Genomic DNA, 412 nt, shown 5'->3' with positions numbered 1-412 from the left:
CGGCATCTTCCACAAGATCTACGCCGACTCCTGGGGACCCCGCAGCGACGACATCCTGCGCGGCTGCGCCCTGACCCTGTCCCCGGCAGGCGGCACCCTGGCCGACATCCCCGCCCTGCTCACCGACCCCACCTACCGCCACGAACTCACCGAACAGATAAACGACCCGTTCCTCCTCGGCTTCTGGAACTGGTACGACCACCTGTCCGAGCAAGGCCAGGCCCACGTCACCGCCCCGCTGATGAACAAACTGCGGGCGTTCCTGCTGCGCCCGTTCGTCCGCGACATCCTCGGCTCGGCCCGATCCACCTTCGACGTCGGCGACGTCCTGGACGGCAAAATCCTCCTGGCCCGCCTCCCGAAGGGGGTCCTCGGCGACGACACCGCCCGCCTGCTCGGCTCCCTGCTGCTC

The 412-nt window shown here is 68.7% G+C and carries 1 pseudogene; it reads left to right on the top strand.

The features are described 5' to 3' along the window. Positions 1–412 (top strand): annotated as a pseudogene (locus tag C1I98_RS42495) (ATP-binding protein); the annotation flags it as partial.

The organism is Spongiactinospora gelatinilytica, from assembly GCF_003236385.1.
Taxonomy (GTDB): Bacteria; Actinomycetota; Actinomycetes; order Streptosporangiales; family Streptosporangiaceae; genus Spongiactinospora; species Spongiactinospora gelatinilytica.
This window is presented reverse-complemented; position numbering and strand designations above follow the sequence as displayed.